The organism is Marivivens aquimaris (genome assembly GCF_015220045.1).
Classification (GTDB): Bacteria; Pseudomonadota; Alphaproteobacteria; order Rhodobacterales; family Rhodobacteraceae; genus Marivivens; species Marivivens aquimaris.
Window position 1 is genome coordinate 1,065,193 of the sequence record NZ_JADBGB010000001.1, and the last position, 14,893, is coordinate 1,080,085.

Genomic DNA, 14,893 nt, shown 5'->3' on the forward strand with positions numbered 1-14,893 from the left:
TGTCTGGACTGGCTGGATTGATGCGATTTTTTCCCAACGATAAGAAACCGGCTTCGGCCAAAACCCTGCTTCGTCTCACGGCGGCCGCGCTGATCGGTCTTTCGACCATCCAGACGCCGGTCTTCGCGCAGAGTTTCTCGGTTGGAAATATCGCCGTTCAGGGCAACCAGCGTATCCAGACCGGTACGATCATCGACTACCTCGAACTGCCCGCGTCGGGCGCTGTTTCGGCTGGCGACATCAATGACGCCGCCCAGCGTCTGCGTGCGACCGGCCTGTTCGAAAGCGTCGACGTCGTGACCCAAGGCGGCGGCCTCGTTATTCAGGTTGTCGAGCGCCCGACCGTTTACCGCATCAACATCGAAGGCAACCGCCGTCTGTCTGATGACGAACTGTTCGGGCTAGTCTCTGCCACCGAGCGCCGCATCTACAATCCCGACGATGTTGCTGCCGACGCCCAGCGCATGGCCGAAGCCTATGCCAACGATGGCCGTATCAACGCAGTCGTCACTCCGCGCATCATCCGTCTGCCCGACAACCGCGTGAACGTGGTGTACGAGGTCGAAGAAAGCGGCGTGACCGAGATCGAGCGCATTGCGTTCACCGGCAACAACAGCTTCTCCGACCGCCGTCTGCGCGGCGTTCTGGAAACCAAGCAAGCAGGCATCCTGCGCGCGCTGATCGGTCGTGACACCTATGTCGCCGACCGCGTCGAGTTCGACAAACGCGTTCTGACCGACTTCTACCAGTCGCGCGGCTATGTGGACTTCCAGATCCTCGACACCGACGTGACGCTGGCGCGTGAGCGTGACGCCTACCTCATGACCTTCAGCATTGAGGAAGGTCAGCAGTTCGATTTCGGCAACATCACCGTCACCAGCGATCTGCCGGAAGTCGACGTTGCTTCGTTCCAGGAAGTCGTGCGCACCCGCAGCGGCTCGACCTACACGCCGCTCGACGTTGAAAACGACATCGCCCGCATCGAAGAACTGGCCGTCCGTCAGGGCCTCCAGTTCGTGCAGGTCGAACCGGTTGTCACCCGCGATGACCGCGGTCTGCTCATCAATGTCGATTTCCAGCTCAAGCGCGGCCCGCGTATCTTTGTCGAGCGTATCGACATCGAAGGTAACAACACCACGCTCGACCGCGTTGTACGTCAGCAGTTCCGCGTTGTCGAAGGCGACCCCTTCAACCCGCGTTCGATCCGCCAGAGCGCGGAGCGCATCCGCGCCCTCGGCTTCTTCTCGAATGCCGAGGTGAACGCACGTCAGGGCTCGTCCGAAGATCAGGTCGTCATCGACGTGAACGTGACCGAACAGCCGACCGGCTCGCTGTCGTTCGGTGCGAACTACAACACCGACAACGGTGTTTCACTGCTGGCCTCGTTCCGTCAGGCGAACTTCCTTGGCCGTGGTCAGGCGCTGAACGTGTCGATCTCGACCGCGAAGACCAACAACTACCTGACGCTCAACTTCTCGGAGCCGTACCTGCTGGGCCGCGATGTCGAATTCGACTTCGACTTCAGCTACCGCGCGACCAACCGCGAGAGCGCCGATTACGACACCACCCGTTTCAACTTCCAGCCGGGTCTGACGTTCAACGTCTCCGACCGTGGCCGCCTGAACACCTATGTGCTCAGCAACTATGCCGAAATCCGTGACGCCAACGCAGACGAGGTTTCGCCTTACGTTCTGGCCGATGAAGGCGGCGTCTGGACCAGCGGTGTCGGCTATAACTACTCGTGGAGCAGCGCCCGCGACGGTCTGGACGAAAAGACGACCTACAGCTTCCGCGTCGGTCAGGAGTTCGGCTTCGGTGATGCGAACTACATCGAAACCACCGCGCGCGCCTCGGCAGAGACGAAGGTTCTGAACGAAGACCTGACGCTCCGCGCCACGATCGAAGGCGGCCTGCTGCACTACAGCGATGGCGACAGCCGCATTATCGACCGCTTCAACCTGAGCAGCCGCCAGATGCGCGGTTTTGAACAGTACGGCCTTGGTCCGCGTTACTACGACGATAGCGATCCGGACAACGTCATCAATGACGCTCTGGGCGGTGAAGCCTACGCGGTCGCCCGTCTCGAAGCCGAATTCCCGCTTGGCCTGCCCGAAGAGTACGGCATCTCTGGCGGTGCGTTCTACGACTACGGCTCGCTCTGGGATCCGGGTTTCGACTGCGACAGCGATCCGAACGTGTACTACTGTGACTTCACGCCGCGTTCGGTCGCAGGTCTGTCGATGTTCTGGGATACGCCGATCGGTCCGCTGCGTTTCGACTTCACCGAAGCGCTCCAGACCGAAGAGCTGGACCAGACGAAGTCCTTCGACGTTTCGATCTCGACCCGTTTCTGATCCCTCATGTTGCGCATCGCCGCATATCTCCTGATCGCCGCGCTCTCATCGGGCGCGGCGTTCGCGCAAGAACAGCCGCAACCGCAGTCGGTGCCGCTGGCCACCGTCGCGATTATCGACGCCGATCAGGTGTTTACGAACTCGCTTTACGGGCGGCGCGTGCTGGACGATATCCAGCAGCAGACCGACGCGCTTGAAGCCGAAAACGCCCGCATTGCCGATGCGCTGACCGAAGAGGAAAAGAGCCTCGCCGAGCGCCGCGAACTGATGTCCCCCGAAAACTTCCGTGACGCAGCCGACGCATTTGACGAGCGTGTGCAGGGCATCCGCGTGGCCCGTGACGCCAAAGAAGAGGCGCTGAAGCAGCAGCTTGCCAATGCACGCGCGGCTTTTGACGACGCGGTCCGTCCGATCCTTGGCGAATTGATGCAGGAACGCCGCGCGACCGTGCTGATGGCCCGCCGCGATGTGATCCTTTATTTCGGCTCGGCCGACATTACCGCGCCCGCCATTGCACTGATTGACGAACGCCTCGGCGACGGCAGCGATCTGACCGAACCTGCCGCAGAGTAACGCCTCGCGCTTGCCCACAGAGGGGCGAGTTGGTACTGAACCCGCAAGTTACAGACTGTCCCGCCATAAGGACCAATAATATGACCGAAGCCGTCACCACCGCCGATATCGCCCTGATCCAGCGCATTATTCCGCACCGCTACCCGTTCCTGCTGGTAGACAAGGTTGTCGATATCAACGGCACCCAGTCCGGCAAGGGCATCAAGAACGTCACCATGAACGAGCCGCACTTCACAGGCCACTTCCCCGATCAGCCGGTCATGCCGGGCGTTCTGATTGTCGAAGCCATGGCGCAGACCGCTGGCGTGATGGTCGGTGCGGCTCTGGGTATGGCCGACAAGAACATGAAGGTCTACTTCATGGCCATCGACGGCGTGAAGTTCCGCCGCATGGTCGTTCCGGGCGATGTTCTGGAAATGCAGATCGAAACCACCCGCGGCAAGCCGGGCGGCAAGGTCTGGAAATTCAAAGGCGTTGCCACAGTTGAAGGTGAGATGGCCGCAGAGGCAGAGTTCACCGCAATGATGGACATGACCGCACAATGACCGCCAACATCCACCCCAGCGCCGTTATCGAGGACGGAGCCGTCATCGGCCCCGATTGCATCGTCGGTCCGTTCTGCCTCGTCGGGGCAGAGGTCGTGCTGGGGCGGGGCGTTGTCCTGAAATCCCACGTTGTCGTCACGGGCGACACGCATATCGGCGACGAAACCGAAGTGTTTCCGTTCTCCGTCATCGGTGAAATCCCGCAGGATCTGAAATTCGGCGGCGAGAAGACCCGTCTGCGTATTGGCGCCCGCAACCGCATCCGCGAGCATGTGACCGTCAACACCGGCACCGCAGGCGGCGGCAGCGAAACCCGCATCGGCGACGATTGTCTGCTGATGGCAGGCTGCCACGTTGCGCACGACGCGCAGGTCGGCGACCGCGTCATCATCGTGAACAGCTCGGCTGTCGCGGGTCACTGTCATATCGAGGATGATGTCATCATCGGCGGCCTCTGCGGTATCCACCAGTGGGTGCGCATCGGGCAGGGTGCTATCATCGGCGCGCTGACGATGGTGACGAACGACGTCATCCCGCACGCTCTGGTTCAAGGCCCTCGCGGCAAGCTCGACGGGTTGAACCTCGTCGGTCTTAAGCGCAAAGGCGTCGCCCGTTCGGACATCACCGCCCTGCGCGCCGCGTTCCAGATGCTGAAGGACGGCGAGGGCACGTTCCTCGACCGCGCGCATCGCCTCAAGGACGAGACGGAGAGCGATTACGTCAAGCAGATGGTCGATTTCATCCTCGGTGATACCGATCGCAACTTCCTGACGCCGTCCTGATGATCGCGATTATCGCGGGCACGGGCGCTCTGCCGTCGGCGCTGGTCAAGGCGTTGATGGAGCAGGGGACGCGACCCCTCATCTGCGCGATGGCGGGGTTTGAGCCCACCGTGCCTGCGGAATTGGAGCGGATCGACTTCCGTCTCGAAACCCTCGGCACACTGCTGGAGACGCTGAAAACGAAGCGCGTCACCGAGGTCTGCTTCGCCGGCGCCGTCCGCCGTCCAGAGGTCGATCCCGCCGCCATCGACGCGCTGACCCTGCCGCTGGTCCCGCGCATCCAGCAGGCGCTGAAGCCCGGCGACGACAGCGCGCTCCGCACGATCATCCGGATCTTCGAAGAACACGGCCTCACCGTCCTCGCCGCCCACGAGATTGCGCCCGATCTGCTGCCGCCCAGCGGAGTGCTGACAGACGCGGGCCTCCCCGAGAACGCCGAGGCCGACGCCATTTTCGCCACCAGCCACGTCGCCGACATGGGCCGCCGCGATGTCGGTCAGGCGTGCGTGGTGCTGAACGGCGCGTTGATCGCGGAGGAGGGCCCCGACGGCACCGACGCGATGATCCGCTCGTTGAACTCCGAAGGCATCCTCTTCAAAGCCCCGAAGCCTGATCAGGACCGCCGCATCGACCTGCCTGTCATCGGCCCTGACACGGCGCAAAACGCGGCCCGAGCGGGCCTCAGCGGTATCGTCATCGAAGCGGGCGGCGTCATGGTCATGCACCTTCGGGCCGCCCTCGACATTCTCAACGCCAACGGCATGTTCCTCTGGGTGCGCGAACAATGAAGGTCTTTATCCTCGCAGGTGAACCCTCTGGCGACCGCCTCGGCGGCGCGCTCATGGCGGGTCTCAAGGAACTCCGCCCCGACGTGGCGTTTGCAGGCATCGGCGGCGAGATGATGCAGGCCGAGGGCCTCACCAGCCAGTTCCCGATGGAGGAACTGTCGGTCATGGGCATTGCAGAGGTGCTGCCGAAATACTTCCACCTCAAGCGCCGCATCCGCGAAACCGCCGACGCTGTACTGGCAATGAAGCCCGACGTGATGATCACCATCGACGCGCCCGATTTCTCGCTGCGCGTCGCGAAACTGGTGAAGGAAGCGTCCGACACCCGCACCGTCCACTACGTCGCTCCGACCGTCTGGGCGTGGCGTCCGAAGCGGGCGCAGAAGATGGCTAAGGTCATCGACCACGTCCTTGCGCTCTTCCCGTTCGAGCCGCCCTACATGGAAGCTGCGGGCATGGACTGCGATTTTGTCGGGCATCCCGTCGTCACCGAACCGCAAGCGACCGAGGCCGAAGCGCAAGCCTTCCGCGCCGCGCACAACATCGGTGACGCCCCGCTGGTCCTCGTCCTGCCCGGATCGCGTACCGGAGAGGTCACGCGCCTCGCGCCGATCTTCGGTCCCGCCATTACAGAGGTCGCCAGACAGAAACCGGACGCCAAGTTCGTCCTCCCATGCGCCCGCCATGTCGCGCCCAAGGTCGCCGAACTCACCGCGGATTGGCCCGTCAAACCGATCCTGCTTGACCCGAACCAAGGGAGCACGCCGGATGAAAAACGCGCCGCCTTCCGCGCCGCCGATGTAGCGCTCGCAGCATCGGGCACGGTCTCGCTGGAACTTGCCGCCGCCAATACGCCGATGGTGATTGCTTACAAATTCAACGCAATCACCCAATATCTCATCGAGCGCATGGCCCTGATCGACACCTTCACGCTCGTGAACCTTGTTAGCGAAACTCGCGCCGTGCCCGAATTCGTCGGCAAAAACTGCCTGCCCGAGAAAATCGCCCCCGCGATCCTCCAAACACTGGCTAATCCGCAGCCCCAGCGCGACGCGATGGCCACCACCATGGACCGGCTCGGCAAAGGTGGCGAAAGACCCGGCCTCAGAGCCGCGCGCGCAATTCTCGCGCGGATGCCCTGATTTCATTCTGACAGAAATACCTCGGGGGAATTGGCCGCAGGCCAAGGGGGCAGAGCCCCAATGAAAAAGGGCGCCTCAGCGCCCTTTCCAGATCCAGCCACCACCGAGGATGCGGCTGCTGTCATTCTCGTAGAACACACACGCCTGACCAGGCGAGACGCCTTCTTCCGGCGTCAGCAGTTCCACTTCTGCCTCGGTCGCCGAAATCGGACGCAGGATCGCCGGCGCGGGCGGACGGGTCGAGCGGACCTTCACCGAAATCTCGCGCTCACCGCTGTCCATGAAATCGCCGTTGCCCAGCCAATTCACTTCGCGGATCGGCACGGTGCGGGTCGCCAGTAGCTCTTTCGGACCAACGACAACGCGCTTGTTGTCCACGTCGAGCTTCACGACATACAGCGGATCGGCAAGACCGCCGATGCCCAGACCGCGGCGCTGACCGATGGTGTAATGGATGACGCCGCGGTGCTCGCCCAGCACATTACCGTCCTGATCCACGATCTCGCCCGGTTCGGCCGCACCGGGGCGCAACTTTTCGATGACCGAGGCGTAGTTGCCGTTCGGCACAAAACAGATGTCCTGACTGTCGGGCTTGTCCGCAACGGGCAGGCCGTATTTTGCGGCCAGCGCGCGGGTCTCGGCCTTCGACTTCAGATGTCCCAGCGGGAAGCGCAGGTAGGATAGCTGCTCGGGCGTGGTCGAGAACAGGAAATAGCTCTGGTCGCGGTTCGCATCGGCGGCGCAGTGCAGTTCGGGCCCGATCTCGCCATCGAAACGCTGGATGTAATGGCCGGTCGCCATGCAGTCCGCGTCGAGATCCCTGGCGGTTTGCAGCAGGTCCTTGAACTTCACACGCTCGTTGCAGCGGATGCAGGGCACGGGCGTCGCGCCGGCCAGATAGCTGTCCGCGAATTCGTCGATCACCGCTTCCTGAAAGATGTTCTCGTAGTCCAGCACATAGTGCGGGAAGCCCATCTGTTCGGCCACGCGGCGCGCATCGTGGATATCGCGGCCCGCACAGCAGGCACCTTTTTTCGCCAGCGCCGCGCCGTGGTCGTAGAGTTGCAGCGTCACGCCGACAACGTCGTAGCCTTCTTCTGCGAGCTGCGCGGCAACAACCGACGAGTCAACGCCGCCCGACATGGCAACAACCACGCGGGTTTCAGAAGGCGGCTTGGCAAAGCCGAGCGAGTTCAGCGGGTGATCGAGGGACATCTTCGACTCCGGTCCAGTAAAGTCCGACGGAATATATGAAAATGCGAGGTACTCTCAAGGGGCGGTTTCACCCCTCGTTAAGCCGTGATCGCACAATGTGCTGCAATAGAGCGAACATAAGGGGTAAAAATGTTTTTGAAAAAGCCGATGGGCCCGCGCGCGGTCACACTTCCCGATGGCCGAAAACTCACGCGCGGCGATCTGCCTGCGCCCGATACCAGCCGCTGGGTCGCGTCCCGCAAGGCGCTGGTGGTGGAGGCTGTGGTCTTTGGCCTGCTGACAAAATCCGAAGCGGCCGGGGTATGGAACCTGTCCGAAGCGGAGCTCGAAGAATGGATCAGTGCCCACACAATGCATGGCGCAAAAGGGCTGCGGACGACAGCGCTACAAAAATATAGACAACCCAAAGGAGAGTGTGCATAAATATTTCGTACAGTAACGAGAAATTAACCAGTGTGCGGGTAGACAAAGGAAGGTAACCAACTAACGGAGGACAGCGGATGCGTGTTCTACTTGTCGAGGACGATCCGACGACTGCCAAGAGCATCGAGATGATGCTGACCCATGCCAACCTGAACGTCTACACGACGGACCTGGGCGAAGAGGGCATCGATCTGGCGAAGCTTTACGACTACGACATGATCCTCCTCGATCTGAACCTTCCTGACATGAACGGCCATGAAGTCCTGCGCCAGCTGCGCCTCGGTCGTGTCGAAACCCCCATTCTGATCCTCTCGGGCGAAGACGGAACCGAAAGCAAGCTTCGCGGTTTCGGCTTTGGCGCGGACGATTATCTGACCAAGCCGTTCCACCGCGAAGAACTGATCGCTCGCATCCACGCGATCGTGCGCCGCTCCAAGGGTCACGCGCAGTCGATGATCCGAACCGGCGCGATCAACGTCAATCTGGATGCGAAGACGGTGGATGTCGGCGGAAAGCCTGTGCATCTGACCGGCAAGGAATACCAGATGCTGGAGCTTCTCTCGCTCCGCAAAGGGACGACGCTGACCAAAGAGATGTTCCTCAACCACCTTTATGGCGGCATGGACGAGCCCGAGCTCAAGATCATCGACGTCTTTATCTGCAAGCTCCGCAAGAAGCTGGCTACCGCCACGGGCGGCGAAAGCTGCATCGAAACGGTCTGGGGCCGCGGGTACGTGCTGCGCGATCCCGAAGCGATGGATGACGCCCCGCAACTGGCCGCGACTGCATAAATTTCTGCGCCGGACTCTCTGGACGGGCCCATGGTCGCCCCCTAGAACGTTTACAGAACCGCGCGGCGGTTCGTGAAAGTCGGGGAGCCCTCATGAGCCAGCAGAACCAGTCCGATCCGTCGCAGATTGCCGTGTCCGATCTGACCGAAGAGGCCGCCCGCGCCGAACTTTCGCGCCTGGCGGACCAACTGGGCAAGGCAAATGCTGCTTATCACACCGAGGACGCGCCCGTTCTTTCGGACGCCGACTATGACGCGCTGAAACGCCGGAATGCCGAGATCGAGGAGCGTTTCCCCGATCTGAAACGCGATGACAGCCCCTCCGAACAGGTGGGCGCCGCGCCGTCCGACGGCTTTGGCAAAGTCCAGCACCGCGTGCGGATGCTTTCGCTCGCTAACGTGTTCGAGGATGAAGACGTCACCGATTTCGATAGCTCTGTGCGCAATTTCCTCGGCCGGAAAGAGCGCGTGGCCTACACCGCCGAGCCGAAGATCGACGGCCTTTCGCTCTCGCTCCGCTATGAAAACGGTGTGCTGATGCAGGCCGCGACACGCGGCGACGGCTCCGAAGGTGAGAACGTTACCGCCAATGCCATGACCATCGCGGACGTGCCGCACACGCTGACCGGTGCGCCTGACGTGCTTGAGGTCCGCGGCGAGGTCTACATGAGCCACGCCGATTTCGCCGCGCTCAACGAACGCCACGCGGCGCAGGGCGGCAAGACCTTTGCCAACCCGCGCAACGCCGCTGCCGGTAGCCTCCGCCAGCTTGATCCCGAGATTACCCGCGCGCGCCCGTTGAAATTCTTCGCCTACGCGTGGGGCGAGGTATCGGAGCCGCTGGCGGACACCCAGATGGGTGCGATCGAACGGCTCGCTGCGCTCGGGTTCGCGACCAACCCGCTGACCTGCCTGTGCGAAACGAAAGAGGAGATGCTGGCGCACTACCACAGCATCGAAGAACAGCGCGCCACGCTCGGCTATGATATCGACGGCGTGGTCTACAAAGTAAATGACCTTGCGCTGCAACAACGCCTCGGTTTCCGTTCGACCACGCCACGTTGGGCCACTGCGCATAAATTCCCGGCCGAGCTGGCGTGGACCCGCCTTGAGGCTATCGACATTCAGGTCGGCCGCACCGGCGCGCTGTCGCCCGTCGCGCGCCTCCAGCCCGTGACGGTCGGCGGTGTCGTGGTGTCGAACGCCACGCTCCACAACGAAGACTACATTGCGGGCGTCGACTCAAACGGTGCGCCGATCCGCGGCGGCAAGGACATCCGCGTGGGTGACTGGGTGCAGGTCTACCGCGCCGGTGACGTCATCCCGAAGGTGGCCGACGTTGACCTGAGCCACCGTAAGGATGGCGCGCAACCCTATGAATTCCCGCACGTTTGTCCCGAATGCGGGTCCGAGGCGATCCGCGAGGAAGGCGACTCCGTGCGGCGCTGTACCGGCGGCCTTGTGTGTCCCGCGCAGGCAGTTGAAAAGCTGAAGCATTTCGTGTCCCGCAGCGCCTTCGATATCGAGGGCCTCGGTAACAAGCAGATCGAGATGTTCTACGACGACGAGGTTCTGCCGATCAAAGAGCCTGCCGATATCTTCACGCTCGAAGAACGCGACGCCAAGCAACTCGCGAAGCTCAAGAACCGCGACGGGTTTGGTGAGAAGAGCGCGAAGAAGATCTTTGAAGCCATCGATCAGCGGCGGAAAATCGAATTCGGTCGGCTGCTGTTTGCCCTCGGTATCCGCCATTTGGGAGAGGTCGCGGGCAGCGATCTAGCGCGGCACTTCATGACGTGGGACGCACTGGTCCAGACGGTCGAAGCCGCGATCCCCGCCGCCGAACGCCAGAACAAGGCCGACGAGGCCGTGGCCGCCGAACGCGCCGCCGCTGCCGAAGAAGGCCGCCGCGCCAAGGTTGCCGATGTGCGCAAACTGGTTGAGGCGGAGAACCCCATCGACGACAGCGCCGTGGCCGCGTGGGACGAAATCGTGAATATCAACGGCGTCGGTGCGGTGCTGGCGCAGTCGCTGATCACCACCTTCGCGCAGCCGCAGGAACGTGCGGTGATTGACCGCCTGATGGAGCACCTCACGGTCATCGCGCCCGAACAGCAGGCGACCGAAAGCCCCGTGGTCGGCAAAACGGTGGTCTTCACCGGCACGCTCGAAAAGATGACGCGAGCCGAAGCAAAAGCGCGGGCCGAAGCGCTAGGGGCCAAGGTCTCCGGCTCGGTCAGTAAGAAAACCGATCTGGTTGTCGCGGGTCCGGGCGCGGGATCGAAGGCGGAAAAGGCCGCCGAGCTGGGCATCGAGACCATCGACGAAGACGCGTGGTTGGAGCTGATCGCGGGCCTATGAGCGGCAGGCCGGAAATCCTCTGGCCGCTGTTTGGCGAGCTCAGCAAGCTCGACGGTGTGGGCCCGAAAACCTCGTCTCTGCTGGAGGCGACGGGCATCGAGCGCCCACGCGATATCCTGTTCACGCTGCCCTATAGCGGCGTCGATCGCCGGACCCGCGCCAGCACGCTGGAGGTCACGGCGCCCGCGACCTGCACGGTCGAGGTCGAGGTTCTGAGCCACACGCCTAACCGTCAGAAGGGCCGTCCGTACCGCGTGACGGTGGAGGACGCGCAGACGACCTTCCAGCTCGTGTTTTTCCATGCGCGCGGCGACTACCTGACCAAAGTGCTGCCCGTCGGCGCGCGCCGCGTGATCTCCGGCAAGCTGGAGCGGTTCGACGGCGTCGGCCAGATGGTGCACCCCGATTTCATGCTGCCCGCCGAGGAAGCAAACACGATCCCGAGCTTCGAGCCCGTCTATCCGCTGACCAGTGGCATCACGCAGAAACTGATGTGGAAGGCGACGCGGTCGGCGCTGGCGCTGGCGCCCGATCTGCCCGAATGGATCGACCCCGAACTGAAGAAGCGCGAGGGATGGCTGTCGTGGCGCGATGCGCTGGCCAATGTGCATTCGCCCAGTTCGATGGACGATCTGTCCGCCTACGACAAAACGCGGCAGCGGCTGGCCTATGACGAACTGCTCGCGCACCAACTGACGCTGGCCGTGGCGCGGGCGAAATCGCGGCGGTCCAAGGGCCTCGTCAATCGCGGTAACGGTGCGCTGCAAAAGCGCGTGCTTGCCGCGCTGCCGTACAAACCGACCGGTGCGCAGTCCCGCGCGGTGACGGAGATCGCCGCCGACATGGCCGCGCCGATCAAAATGAACCGCCTGCTGCAAGGCGACGTTGGCGCGGGCAAGACGCTGGTCGCGCTGATGGCGCTGCTCGTCGCGGTGGAGGCCGGCGGGCAGGGCGTGATGATGGCGCCGACGGAAATCCTCGCGCGGCAGCACCTTGAGGGGCTAAAACCGCTTGCCGAAAGCGCGGGCGTGGTGATCGAACTGCTCACGGGGCGCGATAAAGGCAAGGAACGGCAGGCCAAGCTGGCCGCATTGGCCGAGGGCAAGATCCATATCCTCGTCGGCACGCACGCGGTGTTCCAGAAAGACGTTTTCTTCCATGACCTCCGCCTCGCCGTCATCGACGAACAGCACCGTTTCGGCGTCGCGCAGCGGATGGAGCTCGGGGCCAAAGGGCAGGCGGTCGATGTCCTCGTGATGACCGCAACGCCGATCCCGCGCAGCCTCGCGCTGACGCAATACGGCGATATGGACGTGTCGGTGCTGGACGAAAAACCACCCGGACGCACGCCCGTGACCACCGCGCTCGTTAGCACGCAGCGGATGGAGGAGGTGGTCGAACGCCTCCGCAAAGCTGTGGCCGAGGGGCGGCAGGCGTATTGGGTCTGTCCGTTGGTCGAGGAGAGCGAGGTCTCTGACATGACCGCCGCCGAGGAGCGGTTCAAACGGCTCCGCGCGATCCTTGGTGAAGGTGTCGTCGGGCTGGTTCATGGCCAGATGCCGCCCACTGACAAGGACGCGGCGATGGCGCGGTTCGTGGCGGGCGAGACGAAGGTACTGGTCGCAACGACCGTGATCGAGGTGGGTGTCAACGTCCCCAACGCGTCGATCATGGTGATCGAGCGGGCCGAGAGCTTCGGTCTCGCGCAGCTTCACCAGCTGCGGGGGCGTGTCGGGCGCGGCGCGGCGGCGTCGACCTGTCTGCTGATGTATCAACCGCCGCTGAGCGAGACCGGCAAGCGCCGTCTGGAGATCCTACGGGAGACAGAGGACGGCTTCCGTATCTCCGAAGAAGACCTCGCCATGCGGGGTGCGGGCGACGTGATCGGGACCGCGCAGTCGGGTCTGCCGCGGTTCAGAATCGCGGACCTCGAACGGCAGGCGTCCTTGATGCAGCTGGCGCAGAGCGATGCGCGTAAACTGCTACACGACGATCCTGATCTGACGACAGAGCGCGGAAAAGCCGCGCGTGTTCTCCTTTGGCTCATGGAACAGGACAAAGCTATCCGACTGATTTCAGTGGGATAATTCCTGAAGTTCCGAAATGTTCACAAATGTTCTTAAAAAGTTCTTTATCGAATCGCAGAACTATGAGAACAAAGTGGCAACAAAAACGCCAAACAAGGAGCCGACGACATGGCAAAGGATATCAAATCCCTCATCACCCGTTCTCCGCAGACGGTTCTTTCTGATCTTGCAGGTGTCGCGGCCATCGCCGTGATGTTCTACGCAGCGATGGTTCTGCCTGGCGTTTTCTGACTTTGAATACGTGTTTCGTGCCGGTCGGTTCCGTCACCAGTTTGCCCCTGGTCTGACGTGACTGCCTGCCTGTCCCGAGATGCAGTCTAACGGATCCCTGCCTCTTCCGTTTTTCTCACCGACCGGATTCCCACACGCAACACGCACTTACCGCCGCCATCCAAGGGGATGAGCGGCGGTTTCTTTTTTCTTACGATGGCGGGGGATCAGATCGTGTAGGCGAAGCGCAGACCGCCCCAGTGTTTGCCTTTGACGATGATCGGAGCCGAGAGGTCCTTCATCATCCTGAACTCACCGCCGCCCATGTCGCGGCGATAGACTTGCAGCAGGAACGGCTCGCGGCTGCGGCCCGCCTTCAGACCCACACGGTCATTGAAGATGCGGCGGTTGCGGCAATGCGCGGTGTTCCAGACAGGGTCGGGGCCTTGGGGCAGAGAGAACTTCGCATTGTGCGTCGGCAGGTAGCCGTTGTCGTCGACGGCGGCGCAGAACACCACGCGCTGATCGAAGTACGCGGCGGCTTCGAGGTACTGCGGGAGTACGCTATCTGTGAACCGCGTGAAGCGGGTCATCATCTGTTCGGGATTGGTGTTCGGGATCGGCGTGTAGTTGCGGTCGAACAGGTCGTCGAGGCGGATATTCCCGCGGTCGATGGCCTCTTCGAATTTCTTGCTGATGGTCTGGGCCAGATCGCGAACGTAGTTGATGAACCGCTGGTCCTGCGACGCGCCGCCACCAAGGATGCTGAGGCGCACGATCTCTTCGCTGTCATCGACCAGCGCGTTGATGCGGTCGCGGCTTTCCTCGACGCCTGCGGCTGTCTCGGCAGCGGCTTGGCTGATCGAATGGAAGGCGGGCCCAAAGGAGCCGATGGACTGCGAAATCCTCTCCGCTTCGCCGGACATGGCGTGAGTGGTGTTCACCGTGCCTTGCATCTTTTCCGACATGGCGGACATCTTCTGGTCGGTCTTTTCGACCTCCTCGATGACGTGGCTGGCCTTTTCCTGCACGCCAGTCGCTTCCTTGCGGAGCGCGGCAAAGCTCTCGCCCATCTTCTCGACGCTTCCGGTCACGGCGTCGGCGGCGCTGGTGGTGCTAGCGGACAGTTCGTTGATCGCATCGGCGACCACGGCAAAACCCTTACCGAAGCGGCCCGCGCGGACGGCTTCGATCTTGGCGTTGATGGCGAGGATATTCACCTGACGGGCGATCGAGGTAATTTCCGCGTTCTGGCGCTCCACCGAACGGAGTGTATCCACGACCTCGCCGATGCGGGTGTCCAGCGCCTTTACCCAGTTCGCGATCTCGCGGCTGCCTTCGTTGCTGATGCGGGCGCTCTCGATGCTCTCGTTGAGGGCCGCGAGGTTGCTTGTCGCATTGCCTGCGACGGTCTGGATCGCCTCCTGAACGGAGTCGTTGATTTCCAGAATTTCGCGCACGCGGGTTTCCAGCGCGGTCATCTCGTCCTGCTGCTCTTTCGCAGCTTTCCCGATTTCGTCCAGCGCACCGGCGACGTCTACAATGCCCGACGCCATGCGGGAGCCGACTCCCGAAACCTGATCAAGTACGCGCGTAATATCTTCGACTTTGGTCATCACTATC

The 14,893-nt window shown here is 62.5% G+C and carries 13 protein-coding genes; 11 read left to right on the forward strand and 2 right to left on the reverse strand.

The window, feature by feature from the left end; all coding sequences use genetic code 11:
- Window positions 1–20: 20 nt before the first annotated feature.
- The 6 genes from bamA to lpxB all read left to right on the forward strand — a co-directional run bounded on the left by bamA (window position 21) and on the right by lpxB (window position 6,184).
- A complete protein-coding gene (bamA, locus tag IF204_RS05330) occupies window positions 21–2,354 on the forward strand; it encodes an outer membrane protein assembly factor BamA (protein WP_228069076.1) in 2,334 nt (777 codons plus the stop codon).
- 6 nt (window positions 2,355–2,360) lie between these two features.
- On the forward strand, window positions 2,361–2,927 hold the full coding sequence (locus tag IF204_RS05335) for an OmpH family outer membrane protein (protein WP_194095246.1): 567 nt from the start codon (window positions 2,361–2,363) through the stop codon (window positions 2,925–2,927).
- An 80-nt stretch (window positions 2,928–3,007) separates the two neighbouring features.
- The gene (fabZ, locus tag IF204_RS05340) at window positions 3,008–3,472 is read left to right on the forward strand and encodes a 3-hydroxyacyl-ACP dehydratase FabZ (RefSeq protein ID WP_194095248.1); all 465 of its coding nucleotides are present in this window, start codon (window positions 3,008–3,010) and stop codon (window positions 3,470–3,472) included.
- Window positions 3,469–4,254, forward strand: coding sequence for an acyl-ACP--UDP-N-acetylglucosamine O-acyltransferase (gene lpxA / locus IF204_RS05345; RefSeq protein ID WP_194095250.1), 786 nt, complete (start codon window positions 3,469–3,471; stop codon window positions 4,252–4,254). Before fabZ ends, lpxA begins: the two co-directional genes overlap by 4 nt.
- A complete protein-coding gene (locus IF204_RS05350) occupies window positions 4,254–5,042 on the forward strand; it encodes an LpxI family protein (protein ID WP_194095252.1) in 789 nt (262 codons plus the stop codon). Before lpxA ends, IF204_RS05350 begins: the two co-directional genes overlap by 1 nt.
- Window positions 5,039–6,184, forward strand: a complete 1,146-nt coding sequence (gene lpxB, locus IF204_RS05355; protein WP_194095254.1) for a lipid-A-disaccharide synthase — start codon at window positions 5,039–5,041, stop codon at window positions 6,182–6,184. The genes IF204_RS05350 and lpxB overlap by 4 nt, the downstream gene beginning before the upstream one ends.
- A 75-nt stretch (window positions 6,185–6,259) precedes the next feature.
- Here the strand turns inward: lpxB and mnmA are convergent, their stop codons facing one another.
- Entirely contained in the window at window positions 6,260–7,399 is a 1,140-nt protein-coding gene (gene mnmA / locus IF204_RS05360; protein ID WP_194095256.1) for a tRNA 2-thiouridine(34) synthase MnmA, read from the reverse strand.
- Between the two features lie 129 nt (window positions 7,400–7,528).
- Between mnmA and sciP the strand changes: the two genes are divergently transcribed.
- From sciP to IF204_RS20215, 5 genes are all read left to right on the forward strand, one after another.
- Entirely contained in the window at window positions 7,529–7,822 is a 294-nt protein-coding gene (sciP, locus tag IF204_RS05365; protein WP_194095258.1) for a CtrA inhibitor SciP, read from the forward strand.
- A 77-nt stretch (window positions 7,823–7,899) separates the two neighbouring features.
- A complete protein-coding gene (ctrA, locus tag IF204_RS05370; protein ID WP_194095260.1) occupies window positions 7,900–8,613 on the forward strand; it encodes a response regulator transcription factor CtrA in 714 nt (237 codons plus the stop codon).
- Window positions 8,614–8,705: 92 nt separating this feature from the next.
- Window positions 8,706–10,973: an NAD-dependent DNA ligase LigA gene (ligA, locus tag IF204_RS05375; protein WP_194095262.1), complete on the forward strand. Its 2,268-nt coding sequence runs from the start codon at window positions 8,706–8,708 to the stop codon at window positions 10,971–10,973.
- Entirely contained in the window at window positions 10,970–13,060 is a 2,091-nt protein-coding gene (recG, locus tag IF204_RS05380; RefSeq protein WP_194095264.1) for an ATP-dependent DNA helicase RecG, read from the forward strand. Before ligA ends, recG begins: the two co-directional genes overlap by 4 nt.
- 108 nt (window positions 13,061–13,168) lie before the next feature.
- Complete coding sequence (locus IF204_RS20215) at window positions 13,169–13,291, forward strand: hypothetical protein (protein ID WP_265588442.1); 123 nt, start codon at window positions 13,169–13,171, stop codon at window positions 13,289–13,291.
- Between the two features lie 206 nt (window positions 13,292–13,497).
- Here the strand turns inward: IF204_RS20215 and IF204_RS05385 are convergent, their stop codons facing one another.
- Entirely contained in the window at window positions 13,498–14,886 is a 1,389-nt protein-coding gene (locus tag IF204_RS05385) for a methyl-accepting chemotaxis protein (RefSeq protein ID WP_194095266.1), read from the reverse strand.
- Window positions 14,887–14,893: the final 7 nt, after the last annotated feature.